Source organism: Paenibacillus sp. J31R34, assembly GCF_059383715.1.
In genome coordinates, this window is the sequence record NZ_JBXENU010000002.1 from 896,221 (window position 1) to 918,631 (window position 22,411).

Below are 22,411 nucleotides of genomic sequence, written 5' to 3' on the forward strand. Positions count from 1 at the left end.
ATTGTTTAGTATTTAGAAGGTCACAATCACTTTGCCCTGGGAGTGACCCGTCGACACTTTTAACAACGCCTTATTAAGGTCATTAAACGTATAAGCTGCATCTATAGAGGGCTTAATATTTTCTTTTTCAATAAGCTTAGTGATTTCTTGCAATTGACTGCCGTTAGCTTGCACAAATAAAAAACGATATTCGTTTTGGTTCTTGCGTGCTAAAAAATCAAAGCGGGCACCCGCTAGAGCAAACAATGCTTTTTTCCACGTCGGAAAATGATGATCAACCGCAAAGCGATAATTAGGTCCGGCTTTTAAGGATACCAATTTCCCTTGCGGCTTTAAAATGCCCAGCTCAGCCTTGATCTCTTTGCTGCCCAAGGTGTCGATCACATAATCGATATCGGACAGGATGTCAGCATAATTTTCCGACTTATAATTGATGAATTCATCGGCCCCGAGCGACAATGTGCGTGATTTCCCTCTTTCACTGCCACTTGTAATCACATATAATCCCATTGATTTGGCAATGGGGATTGCCATGGCGCCAAAGCCTCCGGTTCCTCCAGGAATGAATAGCTTTTTATTCGGCTGGGCGAGGAGCACATCGTGCAAGGCTTGATAAGCGGTCAAGGCAGTAAGAGGTACCGCAGCAGCTTCCATAAAAGATAAATTGCCAGGCATTATGGATAAAGCATCTTCATGCACGGCCGCATATTCAGCAAAAGCACCGATTTTATGAAGCGGCAGCCTCGTATAAACAGAGTCCCCAACCTTAAAATTCAACACAGCATCACCAACGGCTTCAATAACGCCCGATAGTTCATTCCCTAATGTTAATGGCAGCTTATAGTCGGCAATCATCCGAACGCTGCCATTCAGATTAAGAATGTCCAGCGGATTTACGCCTGCAGCTTTTACTTTGACAAGCACCTCATGGCTATTGATTTGTGGAATGTTAATCTCATTCCATTCAACTCGGATTTTTTTTGAATAGTTCTGTATTTGTGCTGCCTTCATCTTTCATCCTCTTCCTTTAGATTAAAATATGGCGCACAATGTTCAGTTGTACGCCATATTTCACTCTTTATGCTATTGTAACCCCGCTTGCGTTTCTAATTCTTCCAACGTAGGATAATCCGTGTACCCTTTACTGCCCAGACCAAAAAAGGTTGTCGGATCGGCTTCATTTAGCGGCGCACCTTTTTGCAGTCGTTCCACTAAATCCGGATTGGCTAATGACCATACACCTACAGGAACCAAATCAGCGAGACCACTATCTATATCCACACTGAGATCCTCCAGAGCTCTTCCAGCCCGATTGACCAACAATGGCTTCGTCCAGATTGAGCGAATGTCTTGGAGCAGCTTTTCATTGCCAAGATGCATAACATGAAGGTAAGCTAAATCCAATTGGGCTAATTCCTTTACAAGATATCGATAAAGTTCAGTACCTTGTTCGCCATCTTGAATTCCACCTAGAGGAGTCCCCGGGGAAATACGGAAGCCTGTTCTGTCTGCTCCAATTTCTTCGACGATGGCTTTCGTTACTTCGATCGCAAAACGAGCACGATTTTCTATAGATCCCCCGTATCCATCGGTCCGTGTATTCGAATTTTCTCCGATAAATTGATTAATCAGATAACCATTGGCTCCGTGAATTTCAACGCCATCCGCACCTGCTTGAATAGCTGCTGCTGCTGCTTTCCGAAAATCCGCAATAGTCGTTTGAATATCCGCTTCACTTAACTCACGAGGAACGGGAATGTCCTGCATACCTTTAGCGGTGAACATTTCCACACCCGGTGCGATAGCAGATGGCGCAACAGGCTGGCGATGATGTGGGGTATTGTCAGGGTGCGCCATGCGACCGGCATGCATCAATTGGATATACAAATATCCACCTGCATCATGCACGGCATCTGTAACCTTTTTCCACCCTTCAATATGTTCATCCCTATAGATCCCAGGAGACCATAAGTAACCTTGCCCATCATCAGAAGGCTGTGCGCCTTCCGTAATAAGGAGTCCCATTGACGCTCGCTGAGCATAATAAAGGGAAGTTAGCTCTCCTGGTGTACCATCTTCTTGCGATCTACTGCGTGTCATTGGTGCCATTGCTAAACGATGAGGTAATTCCAAAGCTCCAATTTTCGTTTTGCTCCACAACTTTTTCAATCGGACACTCTCCTTCTTCAATGTAGTCAATAAATATAAGAATTGAATTTAAAATTCTGAAATGACCGGATAGATTTGGCCTCTCAGATTGAATTCATAGTTCTGATCTACAATTCCTACCACTTCGTTGCTATCATAAAGCTTCACCATGAAGCCCGCCATTTCGTTGGCAGTGTGATACTTAGGCATGTTAGCTTTGTAATCAAATTCTTCTGCTCCTAATGATTTCTTCACGAATTCCGTTTCCGTTATTGCTGGTGCTAACACCTTTGCCTTTAGTTTTGCACCTTTCAGTTCTAATTCTTTTGCAAGCCCTTCTGTGAAGGCACTAACGTAATATTTAGATGCAGAATAAGCAACGCTCCCAACAGCAATGGCATATCCAAGTGCGGATGAGACATTAATTAACTGGGTTCCTTCGACCTCTGCATAATCTCGCACATATAGGGTAGAGAGGATCGTCAAGGATTCGATGTTAACACGCAGCATCGTTTGGACTTTATCTAAATTCTGGTCTGCTACAAAAGCAGCTTCGCCGAGCCCCGCATTGTTAATCCAAGTCTCAATTTGGTATTCCTTTAGCTCGCTATACAGGGTGTAGGCCTGATCTGTAATAGACAGGTCGCTGGTACGAACAATAACCTTTACATTAGGATTTATTTCCTGAATGGTTGATTTAAGCTCTTCTAATTTATCCAATCTTCTTGCTACCAAAATTAAGTTTTTGCCACGTGCAGCAAACGCCAATGCCGTCTCATATCCGATCCCTGAGCTCGCTCCTGTAATAACTGTGTATTTCATCTTATTCTCTCCTTCATAACTTGCAGATTCGTGTAAATGAGTTGAAAGCTAATTATAGAATGATCGTTCTTAATAGGGTAAAAAAAAGGAGTTAGATCTAACTTGCTGTTAGCATATCATTTCTAGAACGAACAGTAAAGAATTTTTTTATAATTAAAACTTATGGCTAAAATGATCCCTTTTGGAGCGGCATGCCTTGGCTTCTTCCAAGCATGAGATACAAGCTCCTTCTTGCACTAGAGGGACAAGAGGGAACTTGCACACAAGCAACAAACAAGCTTCCATTTAGCGGACTCCTTTTGCCAGCCATGCTGGAATACCACTTTTAGTCTAAAATGGACAGTGTCATATCAATAATATTTTTTAATTTTTGTTGATCCTTTGTTGTCTTAACCAGCGTGCGCAGCCCCAACCACGCATTCATTAAATAATGGGAAACCATTTTAGGTTCAAAGTCAGCCTTGATTTCACCCGATTGCTGCCCCTCCAGTACAAGGGTAGTCAACAATTCCTCTGTTCGTGAATAGCTATCATCAACCAAGGCTGCAACTTCTGGATCCAGCACACCCAATTCCACACCTGAATTCACGAGAAAACACCCTAGCGGCACTCCTTCATTTTTTATTGTCGCTTCAAACAGCTTCCGAATGATTTCCTTGACCGGCATACGTTTTTCAACCAAAAATTTCATTTTATTGGCTTGCTTAGCTTCATATCGTTCAAGTGCTTTTATAAACAAGGCATGCTTATCCCCAAACGTATCATAAATACTTCTACGATGGATGCCCATAAAGTTGACCAATTCATTCATTGAGGTTTTCTCGTACCCTTGTGCCCAGAATAGTTGTATGGCTTTATCTAATACTTCATTAATTTCAAATTCCTTTGATCTTGCCATCGTCATCACCTCGAATAATCATTATACATTTAAGTGAACGATTGGCAAACTGCAAATAAACAGAGGAAAGAGCAAAAGCGACTCTAATCACCTTTGCTCTTTCCTACAAGCCTACTGTATCGGTTACTGCAAAATTTGGAAGCTTAGCTCATCACTTAACTCGTTTGCAGCCAATTCACTTTAGCCCACGAAAGCTTGCCTGACCCTGCGCCATTTGCTGCAATAAGCCTTGCTTTTAACGTCGCTGGATCATCTGCGGCATAGCTATAAGGAAGCGTTGTGAAGCCGTTCCAAGAGAAAGGGATAATGGCTGCTGGCACAGGAGATAGCGGGCTCCCCGCCGTATCGCTATTTCCTCTAAACGTGGTGCCATTCAGCGAATAGATCGTATCTGTGGCTGCTATTTTCCCCGTATAGACAGCATTGCTTGCATCCTTCTGATTATTGCGAAGCGGGTAATAAACGTCGATAATGACTGATTTTTCGACCAGCACAGCTCCATTCTCTGTGGAAATCGCTCCATTGCTCGTTACGCCAAAATGATAGCCATTGCCGGAAATGGCTGTCTCCATCGCCGAAGTAATCCGTGATCTGGCGTTCCAAGCGCCTGCGCTGTCCATGACGATGTTATAGGCGTGGACATTGCCCGCTCTCAGACGAGGCATCCGGTCCTGCTGATCCTGATAATAATTGTGATGAAGCGTCACTTCAAGCGCAGCATTATCGCTGGCCAGCTCCGTTGATCCAACGAGATGTCCTTTCTTTTGGCTGGCAGCCACCGCGATAATATCATCCTTGCTTAGACCCACTGCACTGCTTCTTAAAAAAGCATACATCGGATAGGCGGACGGGTTCGCTTCCATCGCATTGATTTGCTGGGTAACCCAGCTGCCTGCGCTGCGGTCATCACTTAAGAAGGAGGACCATGAAATGGTGACGCCATTGCTTCCTTTTTTCACATCGACCAATCCGTCATACGCTTTGTGGAATGTGCAGTGATCGATCCAAAACTTGCTGCTTTCTTCGATTGTGATATAGTCCCAGTCATTTTTGTCGTAATCGCCCTTGGTCGCTTCATCCCACTCCCACAGCTCATCAAATTCAAGATTGCGAATGATGACATTCGAGCTTCTTTTGAAGGTAAAAGCAGCATGCTTGATCGTCGCACCATTGGCGGAGAAAATCGTCAGGCCTGTGAAGCCGTCCACTGTAATTTTGCTGACGCCTGTATGGAGAAGAACCGGGTGCGTTAATGCGCTGTTGTGAGAGGCGAACGGTGATACTTTCGCTGCTGCCGGGATTTCATTCCAGCCCAGATCGAGGTCATTCATAATTTCCACAACCTTGTAGCCTGAGCCTTTCTTCAGCGCAACGGCAAGATCTGTCGCATTATAAACTTTAATATAAGCGGCGTCCGTTTCTGGCAGGGCCCCTCCTCCTGTATTCCCTTGGGCAAAGCCAGTCAAATGATACTCGCCCGTCTGCCCTGCCGTCGGTGTAGGCGTCGGTGTAGGCGTTACAGTTGGGCTAGGTGATGGAGTAGTAGTTGGCTGCACCGTCGGCGTTGGAGTCGCGCTTGGTGTTGGCGTCGTTGGAACAATATTTAAAATGTTAACGCTTACATTATCGTACTTAGCAATAGACTTTAACGTAACCAAGCCTGCCGCACCCGCAGTCAAGCTTGAATCGGTTGCCGAAAGCTCCAGTTGGCCGTTCACATACATTTTAATCGACGTTCCACTCATTTCGAGCTTCACCTTATACCATACACCTGTTGCTAGACCAAAATTCGTTTTGCTGGCTAAGGTCGTTGTGGAACCGCTTACTTTTTTCCTAATTTCAAGCGTGCCTCCACTGCTATTATATAAGGACGCTGCATAAAAGTTATTTCCATTCAAGTATCTGCCCGTAACATACGTTCTAGTCGACCCATTGAAGTCAACGATCTTCACATCAGCTTCCACCGTATAATCTGTCCAAGACGGGCTGCCAGCAGAAGTGCGGCCTTCGCTTGTGCCCGACTGGGAATACACCGCATTGCCATTGTCTTGAACGACAGACCAGCTTCCGCTAGTGGCCGTCCAGTTGCCCACCCCGCTATCAAAACCATCCTCCAATAGCGCAGCGGCGCTGGCCTGATAAACAAAGCCGACTGACCCAGCTGACAGGACAAGCGCTAAACACAATACAAAAATCACATTTCTCTTTATAAAATATTCCATTTCCATTTTCCCCTTCCATATTCTAGTGGTTTACATTCTAATTATAGTAATTAATAGTAAAATTTGAATAGTCTCAAAGACCTAATATAAGCAGCCAAAAACAGCTGAATGATTCACCATTTCTATTCATGGAAGTGTTATAATTGATAATAGTTATCATTTATGAACGTAAGAGAAGGAGGCGAGCCGTTGTTTTGAAGGAGGACGACTATTTACTACTATGGCATCATGCGCACATCCGGCTGAACGATATTCGCCATAAGCTTATAGAAGCTGGAGACCATTTGCATGCCTACCAGCTTCCATCACCGGCTTTTATATATATGGTTCGCGGAGCTGCACGTTTTCGGCTTGACGGAAGGGAGCTACAGGCGGACCGTTTCCATATCCTGCACAGCGGCAAGGGAGGTTGCTTGGACATTGATGGGATTACGGAACCCTTAGAATATTATCTCATTCTTTATAAAGCTTCGCTGCCGCTCTTAACTGCTCCATTTATTCGAAAGCTTGCGGAGCATAACAGTCCTTTTCAAAGACAATATGAATTTGCTCCCCATGATCCGGTTGCGCTGCTTCATTTGGTGAAGACGATGCAGCAGCAGTGGCATGGTGCCCTTTCCCTACAGCGAATTCATGTCAAAGCCTTGTTTTATCAGTTCATCTACGAGGTGGAACAGCAGCTGCAGACGCAAGGCAAGCAGACCGTCAAACCCGATCTTGTGGAGCAGGTTATAAGACATATCCACGAATGCTATAGCAAGCCGATTACTCTCGCATCCATAGCCCAATTGCTGAATTATAGCGCCCCTTATGTTTCCAAGCAGTTTAAAAATAAGACCGGCCGCAGCTTAATTGATTTTCTAATTTTAACTCGTATGGATAAGGCGAAGGAGCTGCTGCTGCATACGGAGGCTTCGCTCCAAGAAATTGCCCTAAGCGTGGGCTATCCGGACATCTCTTATTTCATCCGCATTTTCAAAAAAACGACCGGTGTTACACCCGGAAGCTTCAAAGCCCAAGCTGGCAGCAGCCGGCAAGAAGCAGATCGTCCTACGCTTATGCTTAGATTGTCTGATGCAGCACGAGGGTTTCGACGTTATATTGATATGGAACGTGATAATGATTATCAATATGTCGAAGAAGGGGATTTCACGATGTACAAAGGAACCAAAACCTCCATGGGAGCGACCGTGCTGTTATGTCTAGCCATCATGCTCAGCGCCTGTTCCAGCGGGAGCGGGAATGGAGCTGCTAATTCGATAGCTTCCAGCACCAGCCCTGCTGCTACCACTCAATCGCAGAACAATAGTCCGGCCGCAAACCACACGAATGCTGAACCTGCTTCAAGAGTATATACCGACAGTCAGGGGCATGAGGTACAGCTTCCCCAAAGTCCAGAGCGCATTGTACTCCAGGGAAATTCAATTGGCGATCTGCTGGCGCTGGGCATTCAGCCCATCGGTGTTGATCGTCGGTTTATTGAGGAATCCGTTTATTTGAACCAAGAACAGACAAAGGCGAAGGATATTGGTTTTCCAACCAATTTCGAAGCTCTTGTAGACTTGGCTCCCGATCTGACGATGCTTGGTTATGTTTTAGACAAACAATACGAGGAAGTATCGAAAATATCACCAACCGTCGTTTTTGATCAAAGCCTGCCATTAGCCGAGCGTCTCCCCATCATTGGGGAAATCGTCGGCAAAAAAGCCGAGGCTGAGCAATTGCTTGCTGACTATAAGGTTAAAGCGGAGAACATGTGGAGTGAGCTGCGTAAGACAGGAAAGCTTACTGAAGGCGAGACAGCCGTCGTGTTAATTTATTATTGGAGTAAAGATATGTATTTGATGAAAACCGGCGGGCTTTCCTCTTTGTTGTATCAGCAAGCAGGCTACCAAATGTCGGAGCATGTAAAGGAACTTGAACCGGCAGCGGGCTCCCCTTATATTGAGGTTTCAAAAGAACTCATGCACGACATGCTCATTGGAGACCGCCTCTTCATCTTGTATCCACACAATGAAGATGCAGAAGCATCCTTTGCTGAGCTCTTGGAAACATCCCTTTGGAAATCGCTCCCTGCCGTCAAAAGTGGAAAAGTCACCTTTGTCGAGACAAAGTGGAATTACGAAGATATGCTGACCAGTGATATGCTGCTAGGCGAGTTACCTAAGCTATTGGCTCAATAAATTCGAAGGTATTGCAAGCATAATTCGATCACTATCCTTTCCTATATTTTAATAAAAGAAGGTCTGCGCCCTCCCATTCATGCAGGGGTGCAGACCTTCTTCTCTATTGAATACCGCGCAATTTAAGCAATATAGCCGGACAATCTATCTCTGCACAATTGGGCAATTGACGCAATAGCCACGAAACGCTGCGAGCCGATAGGCAAGGCAGCAGGTCGCCTTCACAAACATCAGCTGATCGGGAGCAGTCGGATGTGCCATAAATTTGGGCGTCATGCGAAAAGGATTGCGGCGCAGCCCGAAAGCTTCCGGCTCCATGTCCCAGGTCCAGCGCCTGAAACGCTCGCGGACTGCTGCCTGACTCTCCTCATTCACTGCCTCCATAGCTTCATCCTCCATATAGCCATAGAGCGAATTATAAATCTGCTTCCACAGCAAAGCAGCAGGGGTTTTTGATGCCTGCGAAAGCGCAGCAATAATCGGCCTCACTTCATCCCGGTAAAAAATAGCTAGCGCGGCTTGCGCATTTCCAGCAGGCGCCTCGGCAGAAATCTCGGCGGGAATAGCCTCACTCCAGCCCTCATGAATACGAAAGGAAAACAGCGGCATGCCATCCATTCGGCTGAGCTGAACCGACATATTCGTATTCTGTAAAGCTGCTGCTTTACTATCTGAGGCGGCGAGCATGCTGTGCATGGCTCCACAAACGCCCGTATACCAGCTGCAAAAAAAAGCTGCTGCTGCGCGCATGTCCTCGGTTCCAAGCATCGGGGCGTATGCTCGGAGCAGCAGCTCAGCATTTTTCGGCTCGCTCAGCTCCACCAGCGTAAAGCTCAATACCGTGTTTTCTGCTGCCACCGAAGTAACAAAAAATTTCTCCGATAAAGACATTCCGCTATTGGCCTTTATTTTCAAAAATCTGAAGAATGGCATCTATCGCATAGCTGTTCGCCAGAGGGGACATGCCCAGATTAAACCATTCCTCTCCGCCTACCAGGTAAACCTGATTTTTCTTCACGGCCGTCATGTTTTTCCATAAGGAGCTGCTTTGGATTTCCTTGTAATATTGCTGGATGGTTTCATTGCTATCATCATTCATCTGCAAAATAATATGATCCGGGTTGTATTCCGGCAGTTTCTCGAGCGATATCGTAATGGAAAGCTCACTCTGCGGGAAATTCTCAACCGCTTTTAGCCCCAGCGTCTTATGAACAAAGCTGCCGCGATCAATATTTTCGCCATAAAGAACAATGCCATCCGGCATAATCATCATATACATGACCGTTTCGTCGCCAACGATCGTATCGAGCTTCTCTTTGGCTGCCAGTTCCTGATCAACTAAATCTTGAATGACCTTATCCGCAGCCTCTGGCTTGCCTAATACGCCGGCAATATCCTTCAGCTCATCACGCCAGTCATCGCGCTGCGGCAGCAATACAGTTGGTGCAATCTTCGTAAGCTGATCGTAATCTTTGTCTGACCACCATGTCGGAGCAATAATCAGATCAGGCTCAGCGGCTAATATTTTTTCAAAATCAGGCGTCGTGGCGATGCCCATTTTAGTTGTATTTTTGAATGGCTCCTCCAAATAAACCGGGAACTCCGGATGAAAATTTTGCACGGCAATTGGCGTAACGCCCAAAGCTTGCAGAAATTCCGGATACACAACGGAAAGCCCAATCACTTTGCTAGGATTTGCCGGAATCGTGATTTCGCCTTTCTCGCTTGCTACAGTACGAACGCCGTCCTCTGCCGCCGCACTTGGCTGGCTCGATGATTGGGCCGCCTCTGGCGATGCGGATGGCGATGCTGTTGCGGTCGTATTTCCTTGTCCATTGCTGCCTGAGCAAGCGGCCATCACTAGCGCCAGCAGCGCGATCATGACTAGCAGTAATCCTGTCTTCGATTGTTTCATTTTTTTCTGAACCCTCCTGAGCCGTCGATAGGTCTAATTTCTCTTTTAAAAATGAGAATCAATATCACTGTTAGGAGTATAACGGATACTTTCCTCCTCGCCTATCGACGATCTCGCCAACATTTTATGCACGATTACGCCAAAGCTTTAACACCTCGTCCAAAACCAAATCTTGCGTGAACGCTGTATATTCGGTCCATGGGTAAGAAGGCAGATAGTCGACTCGCCTGTTTCTAACCGCCTTCAGCAGTCCCCATGCCTCTGCCTGCCGCAGCTCCTGCCAGGCCGCTTGTGCCCATGCATCGTCATCTACAATGAGCAGCAGCCTATCTGCATCCGTATGCAGCAGCTCATCCCGTGTCCATTGCTGCTCGGGCTGATCTGGAACAATGCCCACCGCTGGCGTAATTTTGAGATCGTCATAAAACACCTCGCCCAAGCTTCTGCTGCCCAAAATGTGAATCGCCTGCCCTGATATTCGGGCAATGAGCAAACGATCCTTACCCCATATCTTTTTCACCTGCTCCCGCACAGCACGTGTTTTTCTGTCGTACTGATCAAGCCAAGCTTCCGCTTCTGAGGATTTGTCCAGCCACTCCGCAAGCAATCTTAGCTGCATTCGCCAATCATGCTCCAGCCACGGTATCAAATAAGTGGACGCCAGCTCTTCCAGCTTCTTCTGTGCTTCCGCGCTCGTGAATTCTTTAAGCCCGACGATGTAGTCCGGGTTTGACTTGCGAATCTGCTCGATTCTCACATCATCCTCCTGCGCTAGGGGAAGAACCGAATCGATGTCGTATTTTCGGCGATAATATTCGGTCCATGGATGGTCGGCTGGAGCCGCATAAGGCGTAATATGCAGCGCCAGCAAATGCCCGATCATGTTGGCATGATAAGCCACGATCCTTTTTTTAGCATTTTTCATATAGGCAGCCGGCGGCGTGCCTGTTATTTTTTTAAATTTGCGCCGAAAATACAGCTCATCCGGATAACCGACGTAGCTCGCGATATCCTTAAGCTGGTATTCCGAATCGGGCTTCATCAGCTCCTGGGCTTGCCTAATGCGATATCTCGCCAAATATTCAATGGCACTCCAGCCATAGGTTTGTTTAAACAGCCGGATAAAATGCCGCGAGCTAATGCCAGCCTCCCGCGCCAATAGCTCAATGGTCAGCTCCTCGCGGTAATGCTGCTCCATATATAGCTTGGCACGTTCCATGGCAGCCTCGGAATCTGTGTCCCATACGCGCTGGCCATCTCGCAGCAGACTGTACAGCAGCTCATAAAACTGAATTTGGCCGTGCATTCGCTGTAAACGATCCTCGCTTTTCATAGAATTGCCTATTGCCTCGCAAAGTGCACTCCATTCAAGCATGGAGGATGCCACGATTTCTCCTTCGATGGGAAAGCGCAGATTTCGGAGTTGTGGCTCGTTCTGTGTCTGCCGCTCCGACGTTTCAGGCTGTGCAAATACATCAAAGCGCACAACGTATAGTCCGTGCTCGCCCGGAACCTCAAGAAAGGCCTCGATTAATTGGCCAGGCGTACAAACAAAGGCACTGCCTGCCCTTAGCTCCAAATACCGGCCGTCCACGGTAATCCAGCCCTTGCCGGATGCTATTAGCAGCAGCATATGCGATTCAATGAATTGCAGCCGAAACGACCAGCTCCCAGAGTCGCTATTATTTTTCTCGACTCCTCTAAGCTTGAACCACATGTTGTCCAGCAGCTCATATTCGCCCGCTTGCAAGCCGTATTCATGATCAGACATTTTGCTCGCCACCTTCTTCTCATCCGCTTTATGCTTATCATTTTATAGGAATAAGCCACGATAAGAAATACAACGATTCTCTGCGTCAGCTATTCGAGAGCTAACGATTGAGCGTTGTCCCACTATCCCACTGAGCAGCCTATCCGCAGCGTATGCCTCATTCCAATTCTCTGACCAAGCCGCTATTGTCGTTTTGCGCATAAGTTCTCCCTAAAGTCTATTCTCTTTATCGGTTATAGCAGGAAAATCAAGGGATATCGCGAAGATATAACCTTTAACAAAACATGAAGCATTTCAAATTAGTTGGTATCAACAACAATCCGAGCGACTAACTGGGCAAATAATGGGCTTCCACTGCCGTCAGTCGCCTTTTTCCATATTCCTTTGCCTGAATACAATGAAGTGTGGAATGATGTCACCCATGAAACTAGACCATGGTCGGGGAACATCTATTACCTTAGAAGGTTCCACAGCATTCAGTCCTGTATTAAAGTTAAGAGTAGACGTACGTTCTTGAATGTGGAGGTCATATGGAATGAGTATAGAAAAAGAAATTTACGTGCTTCTAACGGACACGGGAACCGTCTTCACCAAGATTATCCGATCGTTCACGAAGGATCCGCTGAATCACGCTTCGCTCGCTTTCGATTCGGACCTGCGCGAAGTATACAGCTTCGGCAGGAAAAATCCGAACAATCCATTCTTCGGAGGATTCGTGCGCGAGGATGTAACGAGCACCTTTTTCGGTGAGTCGATGTGCGCCCTTTATCGCTGCACGGTAAGCCCCGTCGTTTATGACAATCTAAGAAATCAAGTACAGCATTTTGAGCAAAATCAAGATCTGTACAGCTATAATTTGGTCGGGATGTTAGGCGTTGTATTCAATATTGAATGGGAGCGCAAGCATTCGTACTTCTGCTCGCAATTCGTAGCGACGATGTTCCAGCGAAGCGGAATGATCCTGATCGACAAGTCGCCACTGCTCGTAACGCCTGGCGATCTGCAGCATACGCCAAAGCTGGAATTGGTGTATCATGGATATCTGAATTCCTATGTGGGCTGTCAGAACAGCATAGCCGCGGCAAGCTCGTTCCGCACGGCATAAAAGGGATCCCGGAAGAATTCGGGATCCCTTATTTTTTCATAAACGGAATGAAATGATCTTTTATTCCCCCGTAACACAGGTTAGCAGTTCCCCCACCGGTGTACGAGGTCTAGGCTTAGGTGTCTTATCGGGATCAAAATAACCAAGATGCAGCGTGCCAATAATGCGTTCGCCTGGCTTCACGCCCGTAAGCCTGCAAAAATCCGGGTCAAAATTGTATTCATTCGTCTTCCATACGACGCCGATTCCCTGCTCCCACGCCAGCAGTTGGATATTTTGAATCAGCGCAGAGCCTGCCCCAACAGCATCCTCCCACACGCGCTGCCTAGCGTCGGCCTCTATGACGATGAGCAAATGGGCCTGCATGCGTTCGCAATAATCAAGCTGCAGCTTCTGTCCCCATTTTTCCCGCTCGTCCTCCGAAAACGTATGCAGCACCGCATCTGAAAACTGCTGCCTTCCTGCGCCCATGAACAAAATGAATCGCCAAGGCTCCTTGCGCGAATGAACCGGCGCCCATACTGCCGCATCCAACAGGTTGATGACGGTTTCTTTCGCCAATGTCTGCCCGTTAAATTGACGTATCGTTCTTCTTTCGCGAATTAGCTGCTCAATTGCCGATATGGCCATTTCGCACCAACCTCCTCTTCTCGCCTTCCCTTATTGGGTAAGAAACTGAACCGTTTCTTCGATAATTTTCGTTTGGCCGATGGGGCCGCCGGGACCTTGAAACCATAGGCCATAATCCACCAAATGAACATGATTATTTTGAACGGCCTTCAAGCTTTTCCACACTTCAGTCTTTTGCATTTCAGTCGTTTCTGTAGGATCGGACGACAATAAAAAGATGTGATCAGGGTTAATAGACGGCAGCTTCTCTAGCGAGATCACCTGCATCGATTCGGCTGGGTCCGGTATAGACGCTGGCGCTTGCAAGCCTAAATCGTCATAAAGAACTTCATAGTTCCGCTTGCTATAGTAGCGCACTTCCTTATCGGACAAGCGCAAAAACATAACGGTTTCATCACCGATGGCTTGCTTGATTTTCTCCTTGCTCTCTGCGGCCAGCTTCTCGTATGCTGCAATGACCTGATTCGCCTGCTCCGTTCTTCCGAGCATGTCACCGAGTTTAAGGAGACTCGTTTTCATTCGAATGATGCCCTGCTCATCCTTCACTTTTTCCGCGAACAACGTAGGGGCAATTTTATTTAAGTTAGCGAAAGCTTCGCCCATAAAATCTTGACCAATAATCAGGTCTGGCTCCAAAGCTAAAATGCTCTCAAAATTCGGCTCCACCTGCCAGCCTAAATTTTTCTGCCCTTGCAGGCGATCAGCAAGATAGGTCGGAAATTGATCGCTGCCTTCTTCATTGCTTGATGCCGCCTGCGGCACGATGCCAAGCGCCAGCAAATAATCGGTAGCGGCGGGAAATAAGGAGATAATATTTTTTGGCTCCCCTTTAATAACCGTTTCTCCCCATGCATGCTTAATGACTTTTTCCTGCGTGGATGGCGGCTGAGTGGCTTGCTCGCTAGTGGTTTGCTGCGCTGCACTGCTGCTTTGACTATTGCCACTCGCAGCAGTTGTGTTTGTTGCGCCAGAGCATGCTGACAGTAATAGAGTAAGGCTAAGCATAAGAAGTAGCATAATCGACTGTTTCGGTTTCATTGGTATGCGTGAATCCCCTTTTTGTTTATATTGATAATGATTATCACCATTATGAATATAACGGCGAAAGGTACGCCTGACAATGGAGGATTCTGACTTGCCCGTAGCATTATACTGATCGAATGGCAAATGAACGTAGTTCGTTTTGAAGCGTCCCGGCGAAATACCTGCATATTTTTTGAAAATACGATTGAAGTACATCGCGTCTGGGATACCTACGCTTTCCGCAATCGTCTGAAGGGACGCGTCGGTATGCAGAAGAAGCTCTCTCGCTTTATTGATTCGAATGCGGGTCAAATATTCAATGAGGCTGCTTCCTGTCTCTTTTTTAAACATTCTTGATAAATGCCCCGAACTGCAATCCAGCAGCTCCGCCAGCCCATCCACCATTATCGGCTCTGCATATCGCTCGTTAAGATAACGGACAGCTTGCGCTACGATATTAGGCTTAATCGTTGGAATGCCCTGTGTATCCAGCTGCCGCAACAGCTCGTGGACAAATTGATAAAATAAGGTTTTGACTTGAAATTTAGAGAGTGCATCCGCTTGTCTCCATAATGGATCAAGGCTTGTAACATAGTTGTATAAAGCAATCGGATAATTGGGAACGAAGGCGTACTGAATGTGAAAAGGCAGCTGCCGCTCCAGCAGCGCTTGAAGCTCTCTGCTGCTGGGCAGCGGAAGGCTGGCCCGATAATAAATCATATAATATTCGAAGCAGTCCTCGACATCAGAAATATCCAGACCTATGCCCTTGCCGCCGTGCAGCACCTGCAGCTTGTTCACCTCATAGGAATTTCCGTCCAGCGCAACCCGTGCACCGCCTCTTGTTGTGTACATAAAACCGCTGGCTAGCAGCCGGTAGCCCTTCACTTGCTCCCCAGCGCGCATAACCAGATGCCGAATATCTAATATTTTAATAGAAGCCTGATTCCAAAGCTTAACATGCTGATCTACATCCATCGTTTCACCTTCCGCAAAGTCCTGATCTGTATGCCTCTCTATTTTATCGAGAATAATTCTCAGCTACAACTTAAATTTGTTTAACGCCATTTATAAATAGCTTGATATTACACTCGAAAACCTAAATAATGATGAAATAGGTCTAATTGCTTGGATACATATTCCATGCTCACGCAACAAATCCCGCAGAAGCGACTGCTATGTCTGCTGATGATTTTATTCATTCTCGGCAATGTCATTTCCGTTTTTGCGCCGAGCTATGCCGTTATCTTAACTTTTACGATTCGTAGTCGTCATTCCACATCTTAAATTGGAGGGTTTTCAATGAGCAAACGCTATCGCATTACAAGAGCCTTGCAGAATAACAACTCGTCGGCACTGACGATTTCTTTGGAAGAATGCAAACAATATTTTGCGTCCAAGCCCGATTTTTCGTATACATCGGTATTTACCGTAACAGGGGCTACCACTATGTCCATTGAGGGAGATTTCTTCATGTGGAGCATTGGCGATGCTGCGATTCCCTTCCGGCATTATCAAGGGGATATATACGTTTCCGGTACGAACGATGTGGTCATTCCTAAAGTCATTGAGGTTGCAAGCGAGCTCGTCGCTGATGTCGTGAACGAGTAGTTTTCGAGACCAATCTAAACGATTATCTCAAGCACAAGCAGCCCCCACCTCCACAACAACGTGGATGCGGGGGCTATTTTTCGCGTTTCTCTTCTTAAATTGTATAAATATTGACAAAAAGTTCACAAAAATGAAATTGTAAAAAATAGATAAATATGTAATGATTATTCTCGTAGTCTACTAGAATAAAAAGGAGAGTTTACCATGTTCAAGCGTATTTTATTGGCGGTTTCGCTACTAGTCACGTCGGTATTTGGCGGGTTTTCCTTCACGCCTAGCGCGAATGCCCAGGCCATTCCCGAGGTAAGTCTGACAACCAGCAGCACACAATTGCCATCCTTCGACATTCCTGAAAGCAGCAAGCTTGACCTTAATGAAGCCTTGCCTGCACCTTCAGTCATCTCTAGTTCGACACAAAGCCTACAGCAGCGCTCCCTCGACTCCGTCACTCAGGCGGTATACAATACCGACCCTGGCAACGCCTATACGATCAATACGGGCCAAGTCTACTTTGATTATATTGACCAAGCTGGTGGGCAGAAGTGGTTTAATTTTCAAACAACTGCCCCTAGCAAGCTGACTGCTTTTTTACAAACGGTGCAATCCGCATCCGTCGATTATGATTTGCACTTATTCCGCTTAGATTTAGATACCTTGCAATTGGTAGAGGAATATTATTCGGTTTATGGACCACAAATGGATGAGCAGGTAAGCCGGATTGCTCCAGCAGGCATCTATTATTTGGCTGTAAATACGGTGTCAGGCTTTGATGCAAGCAATCCATTCTATTTCACAGTCGTTCAATCCTCTGTCTATGACAGCGCCGAGCCTGATGACAATTATGTCTATGCCAAGGCAAAAACAAGCGCCTTCACCGTCAGCCAGACAATCGACAACGCTTTTGACGAGGACTGGATTAAATTTACCGTAAGCACTGCTAAGCAATATACGATTTCATTCAACAATCCGGCGGCTGGCACCACCTATCAGGTTAATATTTATAATCAGAACTTAAACCAGCTTGCTACCATTAACCAAAATTCAAGTGGAACCTATAACATGAGTGCCGGCACCTATTATTTTAGAGTATTAAGCACTTCTTCGTTCAATGCTTCACAGCCTTACACCTTTAGTGTAAGCAATGCTGCTGCGGCTGTCACGGTATCAAGCATCACCTCCGATCCTAACGTTTCAGGTTATATGACCTATGGATATGGGAATAAATATCGTATTCAAAACTATATAACCGTGACGGGATCAGCCAGAGATTCAAGCGGCAATGCAGCTGCTAATGTCCCTATTACCGTGAGCATCAGAACGGTTCTAAACAATCTGCTTTATACGGCCACTACTACTACTAATTCCAGCGGAGGATTCACTGCCTCCATCTCCGGCATACAGCCTGGTGTTGGACTTTATGTCTATGATAACTGGGTTTCCTACCACTACTTTGATATTATTCCGATCCAGTTCAGCTCCAATAATGCTGTTTTGAGTTCAAGTGAAACGACGCTTTACCACTTTGCTTATCAGATTTATCGACCTCATTAAATATTAGACGCTAAAAGCATATTAAATGCATAACGAAACAAAAGCCAATGCTCGCGATCTATCGCGGCGTTGGCTTTTGTTTTAAAAACTGCTTCCTAATTCATTTGTCGCGCTGAGCCTTCACAGGGCAGACCCATAATCAAAAGCTGCCAGCGTAATTTCATTTTGTTTTCAAAATAGTTATAAATAGCGCCCTTGCGGACATTACAGCACCCCAAAAATATGTTAATTTAAAAACAGACCAATCGGTACTAAATGGAGGTGCCTCTCATCGCAATTTCAATTCAACATATTCGCCACGCCACATTACTAATCACAATAAACGGCAAAAAAATACTTATTGATCCGATGTTAAGCGACATTGGCGAGCTTCCGCCCGTTCCTTTCACTCGGACTTTGCGCAGAAACCCACTAACCCCTCTGCCCGTTCCGCTTTCTTTTTTTGAGGACATAGATGCTGTATTGTTAACCCATCGACATTTTGATCATATGGATAAAAAAGCAATCTCGGTGTTACACAAGCAACTCCCCGTATTTTGTCAGCCTGAAGATCAGACCTTCTTGCAGAACGCTGGCTTCCTCAACGTACAAGTCATTGGCAGCTCGTTGGAATGGGGCGGTATACAGCTGAATCGAGTTAAAGGGCAGCACGCCCACGGTGTTTTCACCAAGCTGCTTGGCCCTGTATCCGGGTTCATTCTAAGCACAACGGCAGAGGGTTCTATATATTTGGTCAGTGATTGCGTCTATACGCCTGCGATTGAAGAGACATTCAGAGAGAAGCAGCCCGATATTGCGATTTTACATACCGCTCGCGCACAGCTGCTATTGGGAACAACTATTACGATGACGGCGGGAGATATTCTGCGTATTCGCAAGGTTTCGCCAGCTACGAAGCTCGTCGCTGTTCACATGGATGCGATTAGCCATTGTACACTCAAGCGCCAGCAGCTTAGAATCTTCCTGAAGGAGCAAGGGTTGGAAAATGCTGCGATCATTCCTGAGGATGGAGAGGTCATTGCCTTCTAGCTCTGCTTTCGCTTTACGCAACCTGCATAAATTCAGTAAACCCTCTCTCCACTTCAGCTTTATGGTATACTACCAATAATTTACATAATTCAAATAAAAGTGAGGGGTGCTTTTTTTGAAGAAAATAAACATATGGGGAACAGTTGCACTCATCCTATGTTTATCACTTACCGGATGTTCTCAGGTATCTACAACTAATCAACAAGCTGAAGCTGTGCGAGTCGAGGACACCAAACAGCAAACTAAATCCATTGAAGCCGATAACAGGCTGCTACAGACCGAATTTACGATGCCAGCTTACATACTCAAAGACCAGGATATGGACAGTATAACGGCTGATGCGAAAAAGAGTGGGATTGACGAAATTACCGCAAATACGGATGGTTCCGTTACTTTTAGAATGCCGAAAGATGCTCATAAGAAATTAATGAAAAAAGCAGGAAAAGGCATGCTGCAAGGGATAGAGGATCTAAAAAGCAGGAACTATTCGGCATTTATAAAGGATGTCAATCATAACAAAGCTTTCTCAGAGTTCACGTTCATTGTGGATCAAAAAGCTTACGAAAGCGGATTCAATGCTGCGGAAAATTTAAGTATTGGAATAGCGGCAATGTCATATCAAGCAATTGCTGGCGTTTCTACCGAAGAACTCAAGGTTACTATTAACATTCAGGATGAGGGTACGGGAACTATTTTTGACACGATTATATATCCGAATGCTTTAAATGAAGTGAGCGGCAACTAAGCGAGAAATCTATAAAATCTAGGATATGGGGGCCGAAGAAGCCATGAACAAAAAGAAGGCGGAAGCGATCCGCACCATGAAATATCGTTACAGCGGACCTAAAAATGGCATCGGCTATTCCTTTAGCCCCGTTCGTTATGACGAAGCAGCAGCAAATAATCGAATTTTTATTTATGATGAAGATTTCAGCGATATGCTGCCATTTATTCAGCAAAAATACCCGTTTGCCGATATACGCACAGGCGAGATTTATGCCGCTTTCGATCCTTGCTGGGATAACCCCATTCCGAAAGCGGTCTGGGAGCAGGTTGTGCAAGAGCTCGATGCCCTGTCTGTAGTAGACTCTGGCCAGCTTGCCTTCATCCATTCGTTCACCACCTGGGTTCGCGAGGTGCTGGAGCAGGCTGACGAAATTGTGATTTACGGCAATTTGTAAACTGCCTACATGGAGGGCCATTCATTCGAATTGACCTCAATTAGCCGAGGCAGATTCGTCGCACAGTCTCTGTTCCTTCTGCTTGAAGCTGACTGCCAAATGGCGACTATCAGAAATTTTGGCTGCGAGGCCTGTTTGAATATGGATATAGTAGTTCATCAAATTCTCATCAGCAGGTGATCAAATTGTCGAATAAGCTGCGCGGTATAGCAATTGAAGGGGTAGACTATAAATATACGCTGTTGATGCGCATGGAAGGTCAGACCTGTGTTCATGAACTGAAAGTTTTTCTGAAGGAATCAAAAATCAACCCTTTGCATATTCGCATCCGCACATGGGATGACCCTATCGCCGGGTGTCTACTGAATTCGGGTTTCATATTAGCTAATAATCGTAACAACATGCCTGATGAGGTTTACAATCTCAATCATCCAAGGCGGGTTCGGGAGTGGATCTTATATAGTTTAAGCAGGGGCTGGTGGGACGGATCAAAGACGGTTGTTATCGAGGACGGACTTGCCGCTATGGAGGAAATGGGATATGAAATAGAGCGAATACAATTTAGTGCTTCTACACAAAGTTAGAGCTGGCGGACACAGAAGCCGCTATTTAATAGAATCACGAGTTAAGGCACTACCTGCGGACACAGGAGCCGCTAATGCCCTAGAAATGGACATTTTGAAGGGATAATGAGGGCGATAACGGCTCTCCTGTCCGCTTACGGCCTGAAATCGCAGAAAAATCCCCAATAGCGGAAGCTCAGTCCTCCAAAAAAGGATCGAGCTTCCAAAACTGCTGGGACTAGTTCAGGACTAATTCAGGTCTAGTTCGGGAATAGTTCAGGACTAGTTCAAGACAGGTCTAGGACTAGGTGTAGGGTTAAAATACATGCTCATCCAATCCACGAATCGTGACAAACCTTCCATTCCATATATGCTCGTGATGCTCAATGATTTGAGGTGCAGTAAGAACCGCATTCGCAAGGGTGCTGTGGCTATTTTTCGCCAAAATATTAGACTTATAGCCACGGCTGTATGCAGCTCGAATCGTTGTATCCAAACAAAATTCGGTTTGTGCTCCAGCAAAAATAAGCTGTTCAATTGATTTACCCTCTAATAAAACGGGCAATTCGGTGTTGTGGAACGAATCCCATGTTGTTTTTCGGATGACGGCATCCCCTGGCTTAATATCCAGCTCGTGGTAGAGCTTCCAATCCGGTGAATCTACGTAAAGTGCGCTATTTACGTTGTCATATACCGTATGCTGGATAAAAATCACTGGAACCTCTGCACTGCGAGCAGCCGCAATCCATTTGTTAATGCGGAGCACCAAGTCCTCTTTTTGATATAGGTAATTTTCTGGCAAGTTAAAAAAAACCTCCTGCATATCAATAACGATTAATGCTTGTTTCATCTGGTTTCCTCCATTTTATAATTTAGTACTCACGAATAAATTTACGATGCCAGATTTGATCACCTAGATCCAGAGCTTCTAGCGTATCTATTTTTAGAGAAGGTAGTTTATGTTGTGGTATATCTCTGTATGCTGATGAATTCAAATTTGAATCTGATGCTGTATAAATTTCACCATCGTCTCCTTGGACAACAGCGTTTATTGGGGAAGCCATTGCGATCATTAAGTTGATTATATTGCCATTTGCACCACACAGGGTAAGCCTCCCCCTTTGAAATAAGAAAGGAATTTGCTCGTTAGCATCAAGAAAATGAGCAATTTGGGCTAGATCCTCCTCTGTTATCGGGTTACTGTCGCTGTTTACCCAATGGTCTGCCTTTGTAATATGAAGATCATAACTCAACTCTTCCCCACCCTTATTTCCTCAATTACTAAATACTGCTCGCCATATGAACGCTGAATGTCTTCCATGCCAAGCCGGAGTGATCGCAATAAAATTTGCGAATCTCGGCTGACTTTTTCATGAATGATACACTTCATATAGTTCCTGCCCATGTCTACCTCAGGACTGTCATCTGTAAACTCATTGATAGAATTAACGGCATTAATGGTAAGCGTGGACACGGCTGCGGCAATAATATCTAAGCCATATTTGGAAAATCCCGTGCTGCCCTTAGCTATAAAACCATAAATATCCTGATTGGCGAAGGTGAAAAAGGTTATTACGAAAGGATCTCTATGTTCCTCTGCTAACATGTCCCTTTGTCTATCCATTCTTATGTTAATATCATCATGCTCCATGAAATCCATCTCCTCGGTCGGTTCAAAAATGCTAAGTCCGCTATTGAAAATGGGATAATCCCCCTGCTGCTGCTTTAATTTGACTATAGCATGCTATTCAACCTACGT

22 protein-coding genes and 1 pseudogene are annotated in these 22,411 nt (G+C 45.7%); 9 read left to right on the plus strand and 14 right to left on the minus strand.

The features are described from left to right. Positions 1-12: 12 nt before the first annotated feature. The 6 genes and pseudogenes from AC50YG_RS09110 to AC50YG_RS09135 form a co-directional block, all read right to left on the minus strand. The gene (locus AC50YG_RS09110) at positions 13-1,011 is read right to left on the minus strand and encodes an NADP-dependent oxidoreductase (RefSeq protein WP_494826259.1); all 999 of its coding nucleotides are present in this window, start codon (positions 1,009-1,011) and stop codon (positions 13-15) included. Between the two features lie 72 nt (positions 1,012-1,083). Continuing rightward, positions 1,084-2,169 carry an alkene reductase gene (locus tag AC50YG_RS09115; protein ID WP_494826261.1) on the minus strand — a complete coding sequence of 362 codons (1,086 nt, stop codon included), beginning with the start codon at positions 2,167-2,169 and terminating at the stop codon, positions 1,084-1,086. A gap of 48 nt (positions 2,170-2,217) precedes the next feature. After that, positions 2,218-2,970 carry an SDR family NAD(P)-dependent oxidoreductase gene (locus AC50YG_RS09120; protein WP_473761293.1) on the minus strand — a complete coding sequence of 251 codons (753 nt, stop codon included), beginning with the start codon at positions 2,968-2,970 and terminating at the stop codon, positions 2,218-2,220. Between the two features lie 325 nt (positions 2,971-3,295). After that, on the minus strand, positions 3,296-3,868 hold the full coding sequence (locus AC50YG_RS09125) for a TetR/AcrR family transcriptional regulator (RefSeq protein ID WP_494826263.1): 573 nt from the start codon (positions 3,866-3,868) through the stop codon (positions 3,296-3,298). Between the two features lie 155 nt (positions 3,869-4,023). Then, positions 4,024-5,478 carry a pectate lyase family protein gene (locus AC50YG_RS09130; protein WP_494826383.1) on the minus strand — a complete coding sequence of 485 codons (1,455 nt, stop codon included), beginning with the start codon at positions 5,476-5,478 and terminating at the stop codon, positions 4,024-4,026. Between the two features lie 12 nt (positions 5,479-5,490). Then, positions 5,491-6,096, minus strand: a pseudogene (locus tag AC50YG_RS09135) (LamG-like jellyroll fold domain-containing protein); the annotation flags it as partial. Positions 6,097-6,284: 188 nt separating this feature from the next. Here AC50YG_RS09135 and AC50YG_RS09140 point away from each other — a divergent pair. After that, a complete protein-coding gene (locus tag AC50YG_RS09140; protein ID WP_494826265.1) occupies positions 6,285-8,273 on the plus strand; it encodes an AraC family transcriptional regulator in 1,989 nt (662 codons plus the stop codon). 144 nt (positions 8,274-8,417) lie between these two features. On the opposite strand, the gene AC50YG_RS09145 is transcribed toward AC50YG_RS09140, so the two are convergent. From AC50YG_RS09145 to AC50YG_RS09155, 3 genes are all read right to left on the minus strand, one after another. Continuing rightward, positions 8,418-9,164, minus strand: a complete 747-nt coding sequence (locus tag AC50YG_RS09145) for a (2Fe-2S)-binding protein (protein ID WP_494826267.1) — start codon at positions 9,162-9,164, stop codon at positions 8,418-8,420. A 4-nt stretch (positions 9,165-9,168) separates the two neighbouring features. Then, positions 9,169-10,188 carry an ABC transporter substrate-binding protein gene (locus AC50YG_RS09150; RefSeq protein WP_494826268.1) on the minus strand — a complete coding sequence of 340 codons (1,020 nt, stop codon included), beginning with the start codon at positions 10,186-10,188 and terminating at the stop codon, positions 9,169-9,171. A gap of 124 nt (positions 10,189-10,312) precedes the next feature. Then, positions 10,313-11,959 carry a helix-turn-helix domain-containing protein gene (locus AC50YG_RS09155; protein ID WP_494826270.1) on the minus strand — a complete coding sequence of 549 codons (1,647 nt, stop codon included), beginning with the start codon at positions 11,957-11,959 and terminating at the stop codon, positions 10,313-10,315. Between the two features lie 535 nt (positions 11,960-12,494). Here AC50YG_RS09155 and AC50YG_RS09160 point away from each other — a divergent pair. Beyond that, the gene (locus AC50YG_RS09160) at positions 12,495-13,064 is read left to right on the plus strand and encodes a hypothetical protein (RefSeq protein ID WP_494826272.1); all 570 of its coding nucleotides are present in this window, start codon (positions 12,495-12,497) and stop codon (positions 13,062-13,064) included. A 60-nt stretch (positions 13,065-13,124) separates the two neighbouring features. Here the strand turns inward: AC50YG_RS09160 and AC50YG_RS09165 are convergent, their stop codons facing one another. After that, positions 13,125-13,694: a nitroreductase family protein gene (locus AC50YG_RS09165; RefSeq protein WP_494826274.1), complete on the minus strand. Its 570-nt coding sequence runs from the start codon at positions 13,692-13,694 to the stop codon at positions 13,125-13,127. A 30-nt stretch (positions 13,695-13,724) separates the two neighbouring features. Then, complete coding sequence (locus AC50YG_RS09170; protein WP_494826276.1) at positions 13,725-15,695, minus strand: ABC transporter substrate-binding protein; 1,971 nt, start codon at positions 15,693-15,695, stop codon at positions 13,725-13,727. A 165-nt stretch (positions 15,696-15,860) separates the two neighbouring features. On the opposite strand from AC50YG_RS09170, the gene AC50YG_RS09175 reads away from it, so the two are divergent. The 7 genes from AC50YG_RS09175 to AC50YG_RS09205 all read left to right on the plus strand — a co-directional run bounded on the left by AC50YG_RS09175 (position 15,861) and on the right by AC50YG_RS09205 (position 20,673). Continuing rightward, complete coding sequence (locus AC50YG_RS09175; RefSeq protein ID WP_494826385.1) at positions 15,861-16,004, plus strand: hypothetical protein; 144 nt, start codon at positions 15,861-15,863, stop codon at positions 16,002-16,004. Positions 16,005-16,019: 15 nt separating this feature from the next. Continuing rightward, positions 16,020-16,328 carry a hypothetical protein gene (locus AC50YG_RS09180; protein WP_473761310.1) on the plus strand — a complete coding sequence of 103 codons (309 nt, stop codon included), beginning with the start codon at positions 16,020-16,022 and terminating at the stop codon, positions 16,326-16,328. Between the two features lie 204 nt (positions 16,329-16,532). Continuing rightward, the gene (locus AC50YG_RS09185; protein WP_494826278.1) at positions 16,533-17,879 is read left to right on the plus strand and encodes an Ig-like domain-containing protein; all 1,347 of its coding nucleotides are present in this window, start codon (positions 16,533-16,535) and stop codon (positions 17,877-17,879) included. A gap of 255 nt (positions 17,880-18,134) precedes the next feature. Continuing rightward, complete coding sequence (locus AC50YG_RS09190) at positions 18,135-18,908, plus strand: MBL fold metallo-hydrolase (RefSeq protein WP_494826279.1); 774 nt, start codon at positions 18,135-18,137, stop codon at positions 18,906-18,908. A 115-nt stretch (positions 18,909-19,023) separates the two neighbouring features. Further along, entirely contained in the window at positions 19,024-19,653 is a 630-nt protein-coding gene (locus tag AC50YG_RS09195) for a hypothetical protein (protein ID WP_494826280.1), read from the plus strand. Positions 19,654-19,696: 43 nt separating this feature from the next. Beyond that, positions 19,697-20,089, plus strand: a complete 393-nt coding sequence (locus AC50YG_RS09200; RefSeq protein ID WP_494826282.1) for a hypothetical protein — start codon at positions 19,697-19,699, stop codon at positions 20,087-20,089. Positions 20,090-20,274: 185 nt separating this feature from the next. Then, positions 20,275-20,673 (plus strand): hypothetical protein, encoded by a 399-nt coding sequence (locus AC50YG_RS09205; RefSeq protein ID WP_494826284.1) that lies wholly within the window; start codon positions 20,275-20,277, stop codon positions 20,671-20,673. 295 nt (positions 20,674-20,968) lie between these two features. Here the strand turns inward: AC50YG_RS09205 and AC50YG_RS09210 are convergent, their stop codons facing one another. From AC50YG_RS09210 to AC50YG_RS09220, 3 genes are read right to left on the minus strand one after another with little or no spacing between them, the layout of a single operon-like run. After that, complete coding sequence (locus tag AC50YG_RS09210) at positions 20,969-21,502, minus strand: isochorismatase family protein (protein WP_494826286.1); 534 nt, start codon at positions 21,500-21,502, stop codon at positions 20,969-20,971. Between the two features lie 22 nt (positions 21,503-21,524). Continuing rightward, entirely contained in the window at positions 21,525-21,905 is a 381-nt protein-coding gene (locus tag AC50YG_RS09215) for a hypothetical protein (RefSeq protein ID WP_494826288.1), read from the minus strand. Then, positions 21,902-22,303: a ribosomal-processing cysteine protease Prp gene (locus AC50YG_RS09220; RefSeq protein ID WP_494826289.1), complete on the minus strand. Its 402-nt coding sequence runs from the start codon at positions 22,301-22,303 to the stop codon at positions 21,902-21,904. Before AC50YG_RS09220 ends, AC50YG_RS09215 begins: the two co-directional genes overlap by 4 nt. Positions 22,304-22,411: the final 108 nt, after the last annotated feature.